This window comes from Micromonospora sp. NPDC049274 (assembly GCF_040678875.1).
Taxonomy (GTDB): domain Bacteria; phylum Actinomycetota; class Actinomycetes; order Mycobacteriales; family Micromonosporaceae; genus Micromonospora.
The window spans coordinates 430,200-446,232 of the sequence record NZ_JBFAQS010000002.1; the positions used below are offsets into that span (position 1 = coordinate 430,200).

Annotated in this window: 14 protein-coding genes; 9 read left to right on the forward strand and 5 right to left on the reverse strand. The window is 70.0% G+C overall.

Going from position 1 to position 16,033, the window contains the following annotated elements:
- The first annotated feature begins 68 nt into the window (after positions 1–68).
- Both AB0K10_RS05585 and galT read left to right on the forward strand, forming a co-directional pair.
- Positions 69–893 carry a DeoR/GlpR family DNA-binding transcription regulator gene (locus AB0K10_RS05585; protein ID WP_363680263.1) on the forward strand — a complete coding sequence of 275 codons (825 nt, stop codon included), beginning with the start codon at positions 69–71 and terminating at the stop codon, positions 891–893.
- Entirely contained in the window at positions 890–1,966 is a 1,077-nt protein-coding gene (galT, locus tag AB0K10_RS05590; RefSeq protein WP_363680265.1) for a galactose-1-phosphate uridylyltransferase, read from the forward strand. Before AB0K10_RS05585 ends, galT begins: the two co-directional genes overlap by 4 nt.
- 305 nt (positions 1,967–2,271) lie before the next feature.
- Here galT and AB0K10_RS05595 read toward each other — a convergent pair whose 3' ends face one another.
- Positions 2,272–3,489, reverse strand: a complete 1,218-nt coding sequence (locus tag AB0K10_RS05595; protein ID WP_363680267.1) for an NADP-dependent isocitrate dehydrogenase — start codon at positions 3,487–3,489, stop codon at positions 2,272–2,274.
- Positions 3,490–3,627: 138 nt separating this feature from the next.
- On the opposite strand from AB0K10_RS05595, the gene AB0K10_RS05600 reads away from it, so the two are divergent.
- A complete protein-coding gene (locus AB0K10_RS05600) occupies positions 3,628–4,434 on the forward strand; it encodes an MBL fold metallo-hydrolase (protein WP_363680269.1) in 807 nt (268 codons plus the stop codon).
- Between the two features lie 178 nt (positions 4,435–4,612).
- On the opposite strand, the gene AB0K10_RS05605 is transcribed toward AB0K10_RS05600, so the two are convergent.
- Entirely contained in the window at positions 4,613–5,563 is a 951-nt protein-coding gene (locus tag AB0K10_RS05605; RefSeq protein WP_363680271.1) for a malate dehydrogenase, read from the reverse strand.
- Between the two features lie 128 nt (positions 5,564–5,691).
- Complete coding sequence (locus tag AB0K10_RS05610; RefSeq protein ID WP_363680273.1) at positions 5,692–6,552, reverse strand: bifunctional methylenetetrahydrofolate dehydrogenase/methenyltetrahydrofolate cyclohydrolase; 861 nt, start codon at positions 6,550–6,552, stop codon at positions 5,692–5,694.
- 447 nt (positions 6,553–6,999) lie between these two features.
- Between AB0K10_RS05610 and AB0K10_RS05615 the strand changes: the two genes are divergently transcribed.
- The 5 genes from AB0K10_RS05615 (at position 7,000) to AB0K10_RS05635 (ending at position 12,810) form a co-directional block, all read left to right on the forward strand.
- Positions 7,000–8,601, forward strand: a complete 1,602-nt coding sequence (locus AB0K10_RS05615; RefSeq protein WP_363680275.1) for an ABC transporter substrate-binding protein — start codon at positions 7,000–7,002, stop codon at positions 8,599–8,601.
- Positions 8,602–8,801: 200 nt separating this feature from the next.
- Positions 8,802–9,740, forward strand: coding sequence for an ABC transporter permease (locus tag AB0K10_RS05620; protein ID WP_007465003.1), 939 nt, complete (start codon positions 8,802–8,804; stop codon positions 9,738–9,740).
- Positions 9,733–10,689, forward strand: coding sequence for an ABC transporter permease (locus tag AB0K10_RS05625; RefSeq protein WP_363680278.1), 957 nt, complete (start codon positions 9,733–9,735; stop codon positions 10,687–10,689). Before AB0K10_RS05620 ends, AB0K10_RS05625 begins: the two co-directional genes overlap by 8 nt.
- Before the next feature lie 68 nt (positions 10,690–10,757).
- On the forward strand, positions 10,758–11,786 hold the full coding sequence (locus AB0K10_RS05630) for an ABC transporter ATP-binding protein (RefSeq protein ID WP_363680280.1): 1,029 nt from the start codon (positions 10,758–10,760) through the stop codon (positions 11,784–11,786).
- Entirely contained in the window at positions 11,770–12,810 is a 1,041-nt protein-coding gene (locus AB0K10_RS05635) for a dipeptide ABC transporter ATP-binding protein (protein WP_363680282.1), read from the forward strand. Before AB0K10_RS05630 ends, AB0K10_RS05635 begins: the two co-directional genes overlap by 17 nt.
- Positions 12,811–12,909: 99 nt before the next feature.
- Here AB0K10_RS05635 and purH read toward each other — a convergent pair whose 3' ends face one another.
- Positions 12,910–14,481 (reverse strand): bifunctional phosphoribosylaminoimidazolecarboxamide formyltransferase/IMP cyclohydrolase, encoded by a 1,572-nt coding sequence (gene purH, locus AB0K10_RS05640; protein ID WP_363680284.1) that lies wholly within the window; start codon positions 14,479–14,481, stop codon positions 12,910–12,912.
- Complete coding sequence (purN, locus tag AB0K10_RS05645; protein WP_266246093.1) at positions 14,478–15,098, reverse strand: phosphoribosylglycinamide formyltransferase; 621 nt, start codon at positions 15,096–15,098, stop codon at positions 14,478–14,480. The genes purH and purN overlap by 4 nt, the downstream gene beginning before the upstream one ends.
- Before the next feature lie 206 nt (positions 15,099–15,304).
- Here purN and AB0K10_RS05650 point away from each other — a divergent pair, with 206 nt between their 5' ends.
- Positions 15,305–15,892, forward strand: a complete 588-nt coding sequence (locus AB0K10_RS05650) for a DUF4190 domain-containing protein (RefSeq protein WP_363680286.1) — start codon at positions 15,305–15,307, stop codon at positions 15,890–15,892.
- Positions 15,893–16,033: the final 141 nt, after the last annotated feature.

Below are 16,033 nucleotides of genomic sequence, written 5' to 3' on the forward strand. Positions count from 1 at the left end.
TAGTGTTCATCTTTGTTGGAACACGTTCGACCGCGTGAGAGTACGTGGAACCCGGGGAGGCACGGCGGATGCTCGCTCAACAGCGGCAGTCGGCCATCCTGGATCGGGTCCGGGCCTCCGGTGGCGTTCGGGTGACCGACCTCGCGACCGAGTTCGGCGTCTCCGACATGACCATCCGGCGCGACCTGGAGGCCCTGCACGAGCGCGGCCTGCTGGCCAAGGTGCACGGCGGCGCCACCGCGGCCGGCCCCAGCTCGACCGACGAGCCGGGCTTCCACGCCAAGTCGGTCCGCCAACTGCCGGAGAAGGCGGCCATCGCGGACCGGGCGGCGCAGCTCGTCCGGCCCGGTTCGGCGGTCGCCCTCTCCGCCGGCACCACCACCGCCGAACTGGCCCGACGGCTGGTGGACGTCCCCGGCCTGACAGTGGTGACCAACTCGCTGCCGGTGGCCGAGATTCTGCACGGCGGAGGCCGGCCGGACCAGACTGTGGTGCTCACCGGCGGCGTGCGGACGCCGTCCGACGCGCTGGTCGGCCCGCTCGCGGTCGGCGCCGTCCGGCGGCTGCACCTGGACCTGCTCTTCCTCGGCGTCCACGGCATCACCGAGCGGGCGGGCTTCACCACCCCGAACCTCATGGAGGCGGAGATCGACCGGGCGCTGGTGGCCGCGGCGGACCGACTGGTGGTGCTCGCCGACCACACGAAGTGGGGCACGGTGGGCATCTCCTCGATAGTCGAGCTGGCGGCGGCACACGTACTGGTCAGCGACGAGGCGTTGCCTCCGCCCGCACGACGGGTACTCGGCGAACAGGTGGGCGAATTGATCATGGCAAAGGCGACAGGGGCGGGCCGCGCGACGCGCACGCCGACGAGTGAGGAGACGGCGAAGTGAAGCGCACCGCGATCGACCTGGCCGACGGCCGGGAGCTGATCTACTTCGACGAGAGCGACGACGCCGTCCGCGACCAGCCGGACCGCAGGGACCTGCCGCCACCGCCGCCCGCCTCGCAACTGCGCTACGACCCGCTGACCGACGAGTGGGTGGCCGTGGCGGTGCACCGGCAGACCCGCACCTTCCTTCCGCCCGCGAACGAGTGCCCGCTCGACCCCTCGCAGGGCGACCGGCTGACCGAGATCCCCGCTCCGGACTACGACGTGGTGGTCTTCGAGAACCGGTTCCCGTCGCTGAGCGGCCGCGTCGCCGACGAGCCCGGGGAGATCACCCCGTTCACGCCGGTCCGGCCGGGCGTGGGCCGGTGCGAGGTGGTCTGCTTCACCTCCGACCACAACGCCTCCTTCGCCAGCCTCCCGCCGCGTCGCGTCCGCACGGTGTTGGACGCGCTCGCCGACCGGACCGAGGTGCTCGGCGAACTGCCCGGCGTCGAGCAGGTGTTCTGCTTCGAGAACCGGGGCGTCGAGATCGGTGTCACGCTGCACCACCCGCACGGGCAGATCTACGCGTACCCCTTCGTGACGCCGCGCACCCGGGCGCTGCTGGCCGCGGCACGCCGGCACGCGGAGCGGACCGGCGGGGGCAACCTGTACGCGGACGTGCTGGCCGCCGAGCGCGCGACCGGCGACCGGGTGGTCACCGAGAACGACCACTGGACGGCGTTCGTGCCGGCGGCGGCCCGCTGGCCGTTCGAGGTGCATGTCGCGCCGCGCCGCGTGGTGCCGGACATCCCGGCGCTGACCGACAGCGAGCGGGACGCCTTCGGACCGCTCTACCTGGACCTGCTGCGCCGATTCGACGGACTGTTCGACATGCCGATGCCCTACATCGCGGCGTGGCACCAGGCGCCGGTGCGGATCGACCGCGAGCTGGGCCACCTGCACCTTCAGCTGTTCAGCATCCGGCGGGCCAAGGACAAGTTGAAGTACCTGGCCGGCTCCGAGTCGGGGATGGGCGTCTTCATCAACGACATCTCCCCCGAGCGCGCCGCCGAACTGCTCCGCGCCGCCTGAACGGCTCTTCGCCGCGCGTCCTCAACGTGGGCGCGGGCCGGGCGGGAACAGGGCGCGGGGGGCCCGGGACAGGGCCCCCCGCAGGGAAGGGACGGCTGGCTGTGCTGGACACAGCCGGGAAGGCTGCCTGATCGGCACGCACACCGCGGTCGACCGCGGTCAACCTTCCGTGGACGCGACTGGCATCTCGTCCACCCTGGTCAACGAGGCGCGCCAGGCCCGGTGACGCCGCAGACGTGTCACCCGGCGGACACGCCGGAGCCCGCCGGCGAGTGCCGACGGGCTCAGGTGCTGGTGCGGTCGAATCAGGCGGCGAGCCTGCGGGCCAGGTTCTCGTCGAGCGCGTTCATGAACTCGTCGGTGGTCAGCCACGGGGCGTCGCGCGAGATGAGCAGCGCGAGGTCCTTGGTCATCTGGCCGCCCTCGACGGTGTCGACGATGACCTGCTCCAGGGTGTTGGCGAACTCGGTCACCGCCGGCGTGCCGTCCAGCTTGCCCCGGTGGGCCAGGCCACGGGTCCAGGCGTAGATCGACGCGATCGGGTTGGTCGAGGTCTTCTCGCCCTTCTGGTACTGCCGGTAGTGCCGGGTGACAGTGCCGTGCGCGGCCTCGGCCTCGACGGTACGGCCGTCCGGGGAGAGCAGGACCGAGGTCATCAGACCCAGCGAGCCGAAGCCCTGCGCGACGGTGTCGGACTGCACGTCACCGTCGTAGTTCTTGCAGGCCCAGACGTAGCCGCCCTCCCACTTGAGCGCGGCGGCGACCATGTCGTCGATGAGCCGGTGCTCGTAGGTGATGCCGGCGGCGTCGAACTCGGCCTTGAACTCGGTCTCGAACACCTCGGCGAAGATGTCCTTGAACCGGCCGTCGTACGCCTTGAGGATGGTGTTCTTGGTGGACAGGTAGACCGGGTAGTTGCGGTCCAGCCCGTACCGGAACGACGCCCGGGCGAAGTCGCGGATCGAGTCGTCGAAGTTGTACATGCCCATGGCGATGCCGCCGCCGGAGAAGTTGGCGACCTCCATCTCCATCGGCGCGCCGCCGTCGGCCGGGGTGTAGGTGATGGTCACCGTGCCCGGACCGGGGACGACGAAGTCGGTGGCCTTGTACTGGTCACCGTGGGCGTGCCGGCCGATGATGATCGGCTTGGTCCAGCCGGGGACCAGCCGCGGCACGTTGGACATGATGATCGGCTCGCGGAAGACGACGCCGCCGAGGATGTTGCGGATGGTGCCGTTGGGCGACCGCCACATCTTCTTCAGGCCGAACTCCTCCACCCGGGCCTCGTCCGGGGTGATGGTGGCGCACTTGACGCCGACGCCGTGCTCCTTGATGGCGTTGGCGGCGTCAATGGTGACCTGGTCGTCGGTCTCGTCGCGGTACTGGATCGACAGGTCGTAGTAGTGCAGGTCGACGTCGAGGTAGGGCAGGATCAGCTGCTCCCGGATCTGCTTCCAGATGATCCGGGTCATCTCGTCGCCGTCGAGCTCCACGACCGGGTTGTTTACCTTGATCTTCGCCATCGGCCGGCGCTCCTCTCGGGGGACACGTGCTCAAGCAGTACGAGCGTACTGCAATTGGGCCGGCAGCCCCCAGCCGGCCTCGACCGACCGGCGAAATCCGGGCTGCGCGGAACAGGAATGCCCTGGAATCATGGCCCGATGCCACTGAGCCGCACCCTCGGGTCTATCACGGTGACCGCCCTCACGGACGCCGAGGGTGCCTTCTTCCAGCCCCGCGCGGAGGCATTTCCGCAGGCCACGGCGGCCCAGTGGCAGGAGGCCGATCGCCGCGACCCCGCCTCGGTCACCGCCGACGGGCGGTGGTGGCTGCCGTTTCGCAGTTTCGCGATCCGCTCCGGCGACGGGCCGGTCATCCTGGTCGACGCCGGGGTCGGGCCGGCCGACTCCCTGGCCGCGAGCTGGGCGCCGGTGCCCGGCCGGCTGCCCGCCGAGCTGGCCGCCGCCGGCATCGACCCGGCCGACGTCGACACGGTCGTGCTGACCCACCTGCACAGCGACCACATCGGCTGGGCGGTCACCGGCACGCCGGGCCGGCCGCACTTCCCGAACGCGAGCTACCTGCTCCAGCGCACCGAGCTGGAGGCGGCCGAGGCGATCAACCCGGGACTGCCGGCCGGGCTGATCGCGCCGTTGCGCGCCGCCGGCCAGCTCCGGGTGGTCGACGGCGAGACAACCCTGACCCCCGCGGTACGACTGCTGCCCACTCCCGGGCACACCCCCGGCCACCAGTCGGTGCTGCTGAGCGCGGCCGACGAGCGGATGCTGCTCACCGGCGACCTCCTGGTGCACCTGGTGCAACTGATCGACCCCACCCTGGCGTACGCCCACGAGGAGGACCCGGACGAAGCGAGCGCCTCCCGCCAGTCCGCCCTACAGACTCACAACCCCACCGTCCTGGCGACCCCCCACCTCTCCACCCCGTTCACCCCCCTTCGATCGCGTTGATCATGAAGTTATTGCCACGACACGCCGGACGGAAGGGCAATAACTTCATGATCAACGGCGCGGCGCGGGGTGGGGCGGCGCGGCGTGGGGTGGGATGGGGTGGGTGGGGTGGGACGTGGCGCGTGGGAGGGCGCGCCGGCGAAGCCGGCGCGCCCTCCCACAGCGGTGGTTCGGGGGACTACATGCTGGCGACGTCGCCCTGCTTGGCGCGGACGGCCTCGGCGGCGGCCAGGAGGCTGGCCCGCTCGTCGGCGTCCAGGTCGGTCTCGATGACCCGACGAACGCCCTCGGCGCCGATCTCGGCCTCGACACCCAGGTAGACGCCGGAGATGCCGTACTCGCCGTCGACCCAGGCACAGACCGGCATGACGTCGCCGGAGTCCTCGGCGACAGCCTTCGCCATCCGGGCGGCCGCGGCGGACGGGGCGTAGTACGCCGAACCGGTCTTGAGCAGCGCGACCACCTCGGCGCCACCGTTGCGGGTCTTGACGACCAGTTCCTCGATCTGCTCGGCCGGCATCGCGTCGCGCAACGGCTTGCCGTTGACGGTGCTCTTGGACGGCACCGGGACCATCGTGTCGCCGTGCGAGCCCAGGGTCAGCGTGCGGACCGACGCCACCGGCACGTTGAGCGCCTCGGCGACGAAGTTGCTGAACCGGGCGGTGTCGAGCATGCCGGCCTGGCCGAGCACCCGGTTCTTGGGGAACTGGGTGGCGATCTGCGCCAGGGCGGTCATCTCGTCGAGCGGGTTGGAGACGACGATGACGACGGCGCTCGGGGCGTACTTGGCGACGTTCTCGGCGACCTGCCGCACGATCTTGGCGTTGGTCTCCAGCAGGTCCATCCGGCTCATGCCCGGCTTACGCGCCAGGCCAGCGGTGATCACGACGACGTCGGAGCCCTCGATGGCCTCGTAGCCCTCGCCGTTCGGGCCGGTGGTCACGCCGACGACAGTGGTCTCGAAGCCCTCGATGGCCCGCGACTGGTTGAGGTCGAGTGCGAGGCCCGCGGGCTTGCCCTCCACGATGTCGGTGATCACAACGGTGTCGAAGACGTCGTACTCGGCCAGGCGCTGTGCGGTGGTGGAGCCGTAGAAGCCAGCCCCGACGACAGTGACCTTCTTACCCATGGTCGTCCCACTCCCTGATACCAGTCGGTTTTCCGGACCGTATCAGCCATCCTGGCACCGATCCGGCCAGGGGCGGACAGTTATGACGGGACGGACGCGAACGGCACTCGTGGGACGGCGTCGACGCGTCAGCCCCGCTCGGCGCGCTCCACGACGTTGGTGAGGAGCATGGCGCGGGTCATCGGGCCGACGCCGCCGGGCATCGGCACCAGCGCGCCGGCCGTCTCGGCCACCTCGGGGTCGACGTCGCCGGTGTAGCGGCCCTTGCCGTCCGGGCCGACGACCCGGGTGATGCCGACGTCCACGACCACCGCGCCCGGATTGATCATGTCGGCGGTCAACAGCCCCGGTACGCCGGCCGCGACGATCACGATGTCGGCGGCCCGCGTGTGCGAGGCGAGGTCGAGCGTGCCGGTGTGGCACAGGGTGACTGTCGCGTTCTCGCTGCGGCGGGTGAGCAGCAGGCCGAGGGGGCGGCCGACCGTGTTGCCCCGGCCGACGACCGCCACGGTGGCACCGCGCAGCGCCACGTCGTGGCGACGGAGCAGCTCGACGATGCCGCGCGGGGTGCAGGGCAGCGGACCGTCGTAGCCGAGGACGAGACGACCCAGGTTGACCGGGTGCAGGCCGTCGGCGTCCTTGGCCGGGTCGATCAGCTCCAGCACCCGCTGGGTGTCCAGGTGGGCGGGCAACGGCAGTTGGACGATGTAGCCGTGGCAGGCCGGGTCGGCGTTCAGCTCGGCCAGGACGTCGTCCACCTGCTGCTGCGTGGCGTCGGCCGGCAGTTCCCGGCGGATCGAGGCGATGCCCACCTCGGCGCAGTCACGGTGCTTGCCGTTGACGTACGCCTGGCTGCCCGGATCGGCCCCGACCAGGACCGTGCCGAGCCCGGGGGTGATGCCGCGCTCCGCGAGAGCCTTCACCCGTATCCGCAGCTCGTCCTTGATCTCCGCCGCGGTCGCCTTGCCGTCCAGAACCGTCGCCGTCACCATCAGATCGTCTCATGTCCGGCACCTGCCGATCCGGCGACCTCGCTCCGGCGGGCCACCGAGGCCCCCGCCACGCCGTCGACCCTAACGATGAGTTACGTGTCTCTCATCACTATGCGTGACATTCTGTGCAACCCATCACCGGGAAAACGGCCAGACCCGCCAAGGTCGGTCGGGACCGGACCACTGGTCCGAGGCGGCCGAATCCATCCCAGGCAGCCACACGCCACCCCCTCGCCGTCGGCGAATGTGCAGCTCAGCGCCGACCGTCCCGTTTGGGGTAGCACGCGCGGCGGCACCCGGCAAGGAACGCGTCCTCGGACCGTTACGCACCCGCAACCGGGTCGTTGTCGACGGCCGGTAAGGCGACCTACCGTTACCGCTTGTTGCGCAGCGTAAACCCAGCGTCGGGCCTGACTGCGCAGCGTGAGGAGATGAGGAGGCTCAATGCGAGTTCGTAGACTCGCCGCCTGGACCGCCCTCCCGCTCGCGGTGACGCTGGGCCTCGCGGCCTGCGGCAGCGGCGGAGATGGCGGATCCGGCGGCAGCGGCAATTCGGCGGTCAGCATCCAGATCGGCGAGCCGAAGCACCTGGTTCCCACCAACACCACCGAGACGGCCGGCGCGCAGGTGCTCACCGGCCTGTTCAGCCCGCTCGTCGACTACGACGCCCAGAACAAGCCGTACGAGGTCGCCGCGCAGTCGGTCACCTCGTCCGACAACAAGGTCTGGACGATCAAGCTCAAGGACGGCTTCACCTTCCACAACGGCCAGAAGGTGACATCCGAGGACTACATCAACGCCTGGAACTACGGCGCGTACGCCCCCAACGGTCAGGACAGCAACTACTTCTTCGAGAAGATCGCTGGCTACCCGGACCTGCAGGGCAAGCAGCCGAAGGCCAAGGAGATGACCGGCCTGAAGAAGGTCGACGACCTCACCTTCACCGTGACGCTGGCCGAGCCGTACATCGACTTCCGGACGATGCTCGGCTACACCGCCTTCTACCCGATGCCGGAGGCCGCGTTCTCGGCCCCGGGCGTGCTCAAGGACTCCTACGAGCAGGCGCCGATCGGGCAGGGCCCCTTCAAGATGAAGGGCACCTGGCAGCACGACAGCAAGATCGATGTCGAGCGCTACGACGCGTACCCGGGCGAGAAGGCCAAGGTGCAGAACATCGAGTTCCGGATCTACCAGCAGCTCACCGCGGCCTACGCGGACGTCCTGGCCGACAACCTGGACGTGCTGCCGACGATCCCGAGCGAGAGCCTGAGCACCGCGCCGACCGACCTGGGCGACCGGTACCAGACCAGCCCGATGTCGTCGTTCCAGTTCCTGGCGTTCCCGACGTTCGACAAGGACTACGCCAACCCGGACGTGCGCAAGGCCATCTCGATGGCGATCGACCGTGACGAGATCACCAAGTCGGTCTTCAAGGGCTCGCAGCAGTCGGCGCGCTCCTTCGTCTCGCCGGTCCTGCCGGGCTACCGGGAGAACACCGCGGGTAAGGCGGGCGAGTTCAACCCGACCGAGGCCAAGAAGCTCTACCAGGCCGCCGGCGGCCCGAAGAAGATCGTCATCTCCTACAACGGCGACGGCGGTCACAAGGACTGGGTCGACGCCACGGTCAACCAGCTCAAGGCCAACCTGGGTGTCGACGCCGTCGGTGTCGCCGAGCCGAAGTTCGCCGACCTGCTGACCAAGGTCGAGAAGAAGACCCCTGTGGGTGCGTTCCGGATGGGTTGGGTCATGGACTACCCGACCATGGAGGACTACCTCGGCCCGCTGTACAGCACCAACGGCTCGTCGAACTACTACGGCTACAGCAACCCGGAGTTCGACAAGCTCGTCAAGGAGGGTTCCGCCGCCAAGACGCAGGACGAGGCGATCGCCAAGTACCAGCAGGCGGAGGACATCCTGGCCAAGGAGATGCCGGTGATCCCGCTCCGCTTCGGCGAGAACGTGTTCGGCCACTCGTCCAAGGTCAAGAACGTGCAGATGGACCTGTTCCAGCGGGTCAACCTCGTCAAGATCGAAGCGGCCAGCTGAGCTGACCAACGGTTGCGGGTCACCCGGGCTACGACGCCCGGGTGGCCCGGACCGCGCTATCCGGCGCGGGCCCGCACGTGGGCCGGACCGCCGGTAGCGCCGGCCTCCCCCGGGCCGGACGGCACGTCTCGGATATTTCGGGTACGACCAGAGATGCCGTCCTGCGACCCTTTCGCATATTTCCGGAGAGACTGCTAAGCATGTTCCGCTACATCTTGCGGCGCCTACTGCAGATGGTCCTGGCGTTCTTCGGGACCACCCTGATCGTCTACGCGCTGATGTTCGCCGGCCAGGGCGACCCCATCCAGGCCCTCGCGGGCGAACGACCGGTGACCGCGGCCCAGCGGGCCTACCTGACGGAGAAGTACCACCTCGACGCGACAGGCGTCGGCGGCTTCTTCTACCGCTACTTCGACTACGTCAAGAGCCTGCTCCAAGGCGACCTCGGCCAGTCCCTGACCGGCCGCCAGATCGGTGACATCCTGCAGGCGGCCTGGCCGGTCACCCTCAAGCTCGCGCTCATCGCGCTCGCCGTGGCGATCATCTTCGGAGTCAGCGCCGGCGTGGTCGCCGGCATCCGCCGAGCCAGCATCTTCGACAACTCGACGCTGGTGCTGACCCTGCTGGTGCTGGGCATCCCGACCATCGTGCTGGCGCCGCTCGCCCAGTACTTCCTGGGCGTCAAGTGGCAGCTCTTCCCGCCCACCGCCGGATCCCAGCCGACGTTCTACGCGCTGCTGCTGCCGGGCATCGTGCTCGGCTCGCTGTCGCTGGCGACTGCGCTGCGGCTGACCCGTACCTCGGTGGCCGAGAACCTGCGCGCCGACTACGTCCGGACCGCGCGGTCCAAGGGCCTGGTCAAGCGCCGCATCGTCACCGTCCACGTGCTGCGCAACTCGCTCATCCCGGTGGTCACCTTCCTCGGTGTGGAGCTGGGCAACCTGATGAGCGGCGCGATCATCACCGAGGGCGTCTTCAACATCCCCGGCGTGGGCTTCAACCTCTTCCGCGGCATCCGCACCGAGGACGGACCCCTGGTGGTGGGCATCGTCAGCGTGCTCGTCGTGGTCTACCTGGTCTCGAACCTGGTGGTGGACGTCCTGTACGCCGTACTCGACCCGAGGATCCGCTATGAGTGATTTTGAAACGGTGGCGGCCAGCGAGAACCAGGCCGCCCGGCGTGGCCCCTCGGGCGAGCCGGGCACGCCCAACCAGGTAGGCGCCGCGAACAAGCCGCGCAGCCTGGCCGGCGACGCCTGGCGTGACCTGCGCCGCAACCCGATCTTCTGGATCTCGCTGGCGCTCGTCGTCATCTTCACCGCGATGGCGCTGGCCCCCGGTGTGTTCACCGCCAACAGCCCGAACGACTGCCTGCTGTCCCGGCAGCACGCCGGGCCGTCCGGCGGGGCCATCTTCGGGTACGACTTCCAGGGCTGCGACACGTACTCCCGGGCGGTCTACGGCACGCGGGCCTCGCTGCTGGTCGGCGCGCTCGCCGCGCTCGGCACCGGCATCATCGCGCTTGTCGTCGGCATGCTGGCCGGGTACTTCGGCCACTGGGTCGACGCCGTGCTCTCCCGGGTGATCGACGTGGTGCTCGGCATCCCGCTGCTGCTGGCCGCGATCGTGCTGCTCAAGCGCGTGTCCAGCGACAGCGACAACGCACGCATCGCCGCGGTGATCTTCGTGCTGGCCATCCTGGGCTGGACCACCGCCGCCCGGGTGGTGCGCTCCTCGGTGATCACCGCCAAGGAACAGGACTACGTGGCGGCGGCCCGGATGCTCGGCGCCGGCAACGGCCGGATCATGTGGCGGCACATCCTGCCGAACTCGCTCGCCCCGGCCATCGTCGTGCTGACCATCGCGCTCGGCTCGTTCATCGCCGCCGAGGCGACGCTCTCGTTCCTGGGCATCGGCCTCAAGGCGCCGACCATCTCGTGGGGCCAGGACATCGACACCGGCCGCATCCACATGCGGGAGGCGGCCACGCCGCTGATCGTCCCGTCGGCCTTCCTCGCGCTGACCGTGCTGGCATTCATCATGCTCGGCGACGCGATCCGTGACGCCTTCGACCCGAAGCTGCGGTGATCCCTCATGCGAGCGCGAGGAGTGAGCGAAGCGAGCCCCGCAGTCGCGAGCGAAAGGCAGGCACAGCCATGACCGTTGATCCGACGCCCGCCTCCGCCACGCCCGAGGGCGGCCACCTGCTGGAACTGCGGGACCTGCACGTCGAGTTCCGGACCAACGAGGGCGTGGCCCGGGTCATCAACGGCGTGTCGTACCACCTGGACGCCGGTGAGACCCTCGCGGTGCTCGGCGAGTCCGGCTCCGGCAAGTCGGTCACCGCGCAGGCGATCATGGGCATCCTGGACACGCCGCCCGCGTTCGTCCGCTCCGGCCAGATCCTCTACCGGGGCCAGGACCTGCTCACGGCGTCCGAGGAGCAGCGCCGGCAGGTCCGCGGCAAGGAGATCGCGATGATCTTCCAGGACGCGCTCTCCGCGCTGAACCCGGTCTTCCCGGTCGGTTGGCAGATCGGCGAGACGCTGCGCCAGCGCTCCGGCATGTCCCGGGGTGACGCCCGTCGGCGGGCCGTCGAGCTGATGGACCTGGTCAAGATTCCGGGGGCCGCCAAGCGGATCGGCGACTACCCGCACCAGTTCTCCGGCGGTATGCGGCAGCGCGTCATGATCGCCATGGCCCTGGCGCTGGACCCGAAGGTGCTGATCGCCGACGAGCCCACCACCGCGCTCGACGTCACCGTGCAGGCCCAGATCATGGACCTGCTGGCCGACCTGCGCCGAGACCTCAACATGGCGATGATCCTGATCACCCACGACCTGGGTGTCGTCGCCGGTGTCGCGGACCGGATCGCCGTCATGTACGCGGGCCGGATCGTCGAGCACGCCGACGTCCGCTCGCTCTACAGGGCGCCTGCCCACCCGTACACCAAGGGGTTGTTGGAGTCGATCCCGCGGATGGACGTCCGCGGCCAGGAACTGTCGACGATCAAGGGTTTGCCGCCGAACCTGATGCGCATCCCCTCCGGCTGCCCCTTCCACCCCCGGTGCCCGTACGTCCAGCAGGTCTGCGTGGACGTGGTGCCGCACGACCTGGTCCTCGGCGACGGCCGGACCAGCGCTTGCCACTTCGCGCAGGAGGTTCGTGATGACAGCGCCCGCTAGCTCCACCAAGGTCCGGGGCGAGACCATCCTCTCCGTCGACAACCTGGTGAAGCACTTCCCGATCAGTCAGGGTGTGCTGTTCCGGCGGCAGACCGGTGCGGTCAAGGCCGTCGACGGCGTGAGTTTCGAGCTGCGCCGGGGCGAGACGCTGGGCGTGGTCGGCGAGTCCGGCTGCGGCAAGTCGACACTCGCCCGGCTGCTGATGCGGTTGGAGACGCCGACCTCCGGGCGGGCCACCCTGGAGGGCAAAGACCTGTTCAAGGCCTCCGGGTCGGAGCTACGCCGGCTGCGCCGCAACATGCAGATGGTCATGCAGGACCCGTACACCTCGCTCAACCCGCGGATGACTGTCGGCGACATCATCGGCGAGCCGTTCGAGATCCACCCGGACGCCGCGCCGAAGGGCAGCAAGGCCAGGCGGGTCCAGGAGTTGCTGGACGTGGTCGGGCTCAACCCTGAGCACATCAACAGGTACCCGCACCAGTTCTCCGGCGGTCAGCGTCAGCGCATCGGCATCGCCCGCGCGCTCGCGCTGCGGCCCGAGGTGATCGTCTGCGACGAGCCCGTCTCGGCGCTGGACGTCTCCATCCAGGCCCAGGTGATCAACCTGCTGGAGCAACTTCAGGACGAGTTCGGGCTGTCGTACATCTTCATCGCGCACGACCTGTCCGTGGTCCGGCACATCGCCGACCGGGTGGCGGTCATGTACCTCGGTCGGATCGTCGAGATCGGCACCGAGGACGAGATCTACGAGCGTGCCACCCACCCGTACACCCAGGCGCTGCTGTCGGCCGTGCCGGTGCCGGACCCGGAGGTACGCGACCAGCGCAACATGATCCGGCTGGTCGGCGACGTGCCGAGCCCGGCCGACCCGCCGAGCGGCTGCCACTTCCGGACCCGCTGCTGGAAGGCCCAGGACATCTGCGCCAAGGAAGATCCCCAGACGGTTCCCCGGGCAGCGGACCCGCACCCGTCCGCCTGCCACTTCGCCGAACTCCGCCCCACCCCAACCCCCACACCCTGACCGCCCCGGCCCGGCCCGCCTCAGGTCGCTGATCATGAAGTTATTGCCCCGCACATCGGCGTGTCGGGGCAATAACTTCATGATCGACGGGTCTGTGGGTTAGTGGAAGAAGTGGCGGGTTCCCGTTAGGTACATCGTTACGTTTGCCTTTCGGGCCGCCTCGATCACCTCTTCGTCACGGATCGAGCCACCGGGCTGGACGATGGCGCGGACGCCGGCGTCGATGAGGATCTGCGGCCCGTCGGCGAACGGGAAGAACGCGTCGGAGGCCGCGACCGAGCCCCGCGCACGGTCGGCGCCGGCGCGGGTGACCGCGAGCTGCGCCGAGTCCACCCGGTTGACCTGACCCATGCCGACCCCGACGGTGGCGCCGTCCTTGGCGAGCAGGATCGCGTTGCTCTTCACCGCGCGGACGGCCCGCCAGGCGAACGCGAGGTCGCGTAGCAGCTCCTCGTCGGCGGCCTCACCGGTCGCCAACTGCCAGTTCGCCGGGTCATCGCCGGGGGCGTCCACGCGGTCGGCGACCTGGGCCAGCACCCCACCGGTCACCGACCGCAGCTCCACAAGCGCCGGTGTCCAGGCCGGCGCCCGCAGCAGCCGGACGTTCTTCTTGCCCTGCAACACCTCGACCGCGCCCTCGTCGAAGCCGGGGGCGACCACCACCTCGGTGAAGATGTCGGCGACCTGCCGGGCCAGCTCGACCGAGACCGACCGGTTGACCGCGATGACACCCCCGTACGCCGACACCGGGTCGCAGGCGTGCGCCTTGCGGTGCGCCTCGGCGACGTCCGCGCCCACCGCGATCCCGCACGGGTTCGCGTGCTTGATGATCGCCACGGCCGGCTGATCGGCGAAGTCGTTCGCGGCCCGCCAGGCGGCGTCGGCGTCGACGTAGTTGTTGTACGACATCTCCTTGCCGTGCAGCTGCTCGGCCTGGGCCAGCCCCGCCGGGGCGTCCGGGTCGGTGTAGAGCGCTGCGGGCTGGTGCGGGTTCTCCCCGTAGCGCAGCACAGTCGACTTGCGCAGGGCGGACCCGACGAACGTCGGCCAGGAGTCGTCGGCCGGCGCCAGCTCCCGGGCGCACCACTGGGCCACCGCGACGTCGTACTCGGCGATGTCGGCGAACGCGCGGGCGGCCAGCGCGCGACGCTGGGCCAGCGTGAAGCCACCCTCGTCGAGCGCGCCGAAAAGCGCCGGGTAGGCGGCCGGGTCGGTGAGGACCGCGACCGAGGCGTGGTTCTTGGCTGCGGCCCGCACCATGGCCGGGCCACCGATGTCGATCTGCTCCACGCACTCCTCGACGCCGGCGCCGGAGGCGACTGTCGCCTGGAACGGGTAGAGGTTGGAGACCAGCAGGTCGAACGCGGCCACGCCCAGCTCGTCGAGCTGGGCCACGTGGGTGTCCTTGCGCAGGTCCGCGAGGAGACCGGCGTGCACCTTCGGGTGCAGGGTCTTCACCCGGCCGTCGAGCACCTCGGGGAAGCCGGTCACCGTCTCCACAGGCGTCACCGGAACCCCGGCGGCGGCGATGGTGCCCGCCGTGCTACCGGTGGACACGATCTCCACACCGGCCGCGTGCAGGGCCTGGGCCAGCTCGACCAGCCCGGTCTTGTCGTAGACGCTGACCAGCGCCCGCCGAATCGGGCGGCGCCCGTCCTGAGTGGGACTCACGGAACCGTGACCTTCCTTCCGGTGATGGTCCAGCCTTCGCGGACCAGGCGGCCGACCTGCTCGACGAGCTGGCGGCGCTCGGCTTCCTTGATGCGCTCGGTGAGCGCGTCGACGTCGTCGTCGTCGAGCACCGGCACCGCGACCTGCGCCACGATCGGCCCGGTGTCCATGCCGGCGTCGACGAAGAAGAGCGTGGCCCCGGTGAGCTTCACGCCGTAGGCGAGGGCGTCACGCGGGCCGTGGATGCCGGGGAACGCCGGCAGCAGGGTGTTGTGGGTGTTCAGGTAGCGGTCGCCGAAGGCGGCGAGGAAGTGCGGACCGACCAGTTTGAGGAAGCCGGCGGAGATGACCAGGTCGGGCTGGTGCTTGGCCACGTGCGCGGTGAGCGCGACGTCCCAGTCCTCCCGCGTGTCGTGGTCGCGGACCCGCTCCACGAACGTCGGCACCCCCGCCGCGTCGGCCCGGTCCAGGCCCGCGATGCCGTCGCGGTCCGCGCCCACCGCGACGACCTGCGCGCCGTACGCGGGGTCGACTGCGGCGTCCAGCAGGGCCTGCAGGTTGCTCCCGGAGCCGGAGATGAGGACGACGATGCGGGCGACAGACGCGGGCTCGGTCACCGGGCCACCCTATCGGGCAGGTCAGGACGCCCCTCGGTTGGGCGGTTCGCCGATCTGTGACAGTGACCGACGGGCGAAGTGAACGGTTATCAGGCATATGCGTGGCATGTCGTCGCGCTGCTGTGCTGTGCCTGGGGAGGTCTGACCGCGATCATGGATGGGAACAACAGCAGCAACTGACGGAACCAGTCCAAGGAGCTTTTCGAATGCAGCCCGGCAACCCCGGTCAGGACCCGTACGGCCAGCAGCCCAACCAGGACCCGACCGCACCCCAGCCGCCGCACGACCCGTACGCCCCGCCGCCGGCCGCCCCGTACGGCCAGCAGCCCACCTCGGGTCAGCCGTACGGCCAGCCCACCTCGGGTCAGCCCTACGGTCAGCCGCCGGCCGCGCCGTACGGCCAGCAGCCCGGCGCCCCGTACGGCCAGCAGCCGCAGGACCCGTACGGCACCCCGCAGGCCCCGTACGGCCAGCAGCAGCCCTACGGCGCCCCGACGTACCCGAACGCCGGCTACCCGCAGCAGCAGGGCCAGAACAACACCCTGGGCCTCGTGTCGATGATCCTCGGCATCGCGTCGATCCCGCTGGTCTGCTGCGTATTCCTGGGCATCCCGGTGGGCATCGCGGGCGTGGTGACCGGTTACCTCGCCAAGCAGAAGGTCGCCCAGGGCCAGGCCAGCAACGCCGGCCAGGCCAAGGCCGGCCTGATCTGCGGCGCGGTCGGTGTCGGCCTGGGCATCCTGCTGCTCGTCCTGAACATCGTCGGGGCCTTCAGCCTGCCGACCGAGCCCTGACAGACCCTGCTCCCGACGGGGCGCTCCGGATCCGTCCGGGGCGCCCCGCGCCATATCCGCACCACCGCCGACCAGGCCACCGTCCGCCGCAGCCGCGCCAGCGACGGCCAACGCCCCGGCCGCGCCAGCGGGCAGTCAGAA